A 1,770-nucleotide genomic window follows, 5' to 3' on the forward strand; every position below is an offset into this window, starting at 1 on the left:
CCTCGAATGTGGCTGGCCGCATCACACTGGGCATTGGCGCCACAGCCTGCCTTTATTTCCTGCCGCAAATCCTGCGCTCATTGAGGCTGCGGTTTCCCAATCTGAGCGTGGTGGTCAGCACGGGCAACACGGCCGACTTCGTCAAGGCGGTGGAAGGCAACATGCTGGACCTGGCGCTGGTCACGCTGCCCGTCAAACGGCGCGCGCTGGCGGTGACACCGTTGTTCAACGACGAGTTTGTGGCCATCGCACCCAAGCGTGACGCCGCCATGCCCGCCAGGATCACCCCGGCCGTCCTGGCAAAGCGCGAGCTGGTGCTGTTCGAGCCGGCGGCCAACACCCGCGTGATCATCGACCAGTGGTTTCAGGATGCGGGCCACGCCCCCAAACCCATCATGGAACTGGGCAGCGTCGAAGCCATCAAGGAAATGGTGGCAGCGGGCCTGGGCTGCAGCATCCTGCCCGCAATGGCGGTCACCGGCCCAGGGCAGCATGCCGAACTCGTGGTCCACCCGTTGTACCCACGGCTGCAAAGGACGCTGGCCCTGATCGTGCGCAACGACAAACCGGTGAACAAGGCCCTGCACCAGGTGATTGCCGCCATTTCACAGCGGGCTGGCGCCGAGCCGCGCCAGCCGGGTTCCCGGCCTTCACCGCAAAACAACAAGCTGTAGCACGCCTGTCAAACAACTGTGCAAGGATGGGCGGATGCTCCCTCCGCCACTGAATAGCGCATCCGGCGGCGCCCGCGGTGGGCTTCTTCGGCGGCATCCATGGGCTGGAGCGCATCGGCACGCAGCTGGTTTTGCATTACATGCGGGCGTTGCTGTTTCGCCTGGAGTGGGACGATCTGCTGCACCGGCAACTCGAAAAGATCCGGCTGGTGTTCATGCCCATCGTGAATCCCGGCGGCATGTGGGCGCACAAGCGCGCCAACCCCCAGGGCGTGGACCTGATGCGCAACGCCCCCCACAAGGCCGACGCCCGTGTGCCTTTCCTGGCCGGCGGGCAAACCGTGAGCCCCCAGCTTCCCTGGTACTGCGGAAGGCCGGGCATGCCGATGGAAGTGGAAAGCGCGGCCGTATTGCAAGTGGTGCGGGAACAACTGGCCAGCCGGCCCTTCAGTCTGGCACTGGACTGCCATTCGGGCTACGGCTTTGAGGACAGCCTGTGGTTTCCGTACGCCAGGACGCGCCGGCTGATGCCGCACCTGCCGGAGATGTTTGCACTGCGGACCATGCTGGAGCAATCGCACCCGCACCACGCCTACAGCTTTGAGCCGCAAAGCAACCAGTACCTGCTGCACGGCGACCTTTGGGACCATGCCTATGATCGCGCCCCGGCGGAGAACATCTTTTTGCCGATGACGCTGGAGCTGGGCTCGTGGTTATGGATACGCAAGAACCCGCGCCAGCTGTTTTCGCGCCATGGAATTTTCAACCCCATCAAGGCCCACCGCACACGGCGTGTACTGCGCCGCCATGCAGACCTGCTGGATTTCCTGACACGCGCCGCATTCTCCGCACCGCGCTGGCTGCCTTCGGGCGACCAGCGCGTGCAGCTCGCACGGCTTGCCGCAGCGCACTGGCGCCCGCGCAGGGTGTTGTGACATGACCTGGGTGTTGCTCAGGGGCCTGACCCGCGAAGCGCGGCACTGGGGCGACTTTGCACCGCAGCTTGCCGCAACATTGCCTGCCGCCGAAGCAAGCCAGACTGTGGCGCTTGACCTTCCTGGCAACGGCGTCTTTCACCGCGGCACCTCACCGCGCT

General features: G+C 64.9%; 1 protein-coding gene and 1 pseudogene. Both read left to right on the plus strand.

Translation table 11 applies throughout. The annotated features are described in order from the left end of the window. A partial coding sequence (locus AC1D1P_RS23740; protein WP_477674703.1) for a LysR family transcriptional regulator substrate-binding protein occupies positions 1-674 on the plus strand: 674 nt, incomplete at its 5' end. 62 nt (positions 675-736) lie between these two features. Further along, positions 737-1,609: pseudogene (locus tag AC1D1P_RS23745) on the plus strand (M14 family zinc carboxypeptidase); the annotation flags it as partial. Positions 1,610-1,770: the final 161 nt, after the last annotated feature.

The organism is Polaromonas sp. P1_E1_2 (assembly GCF_056406035.1).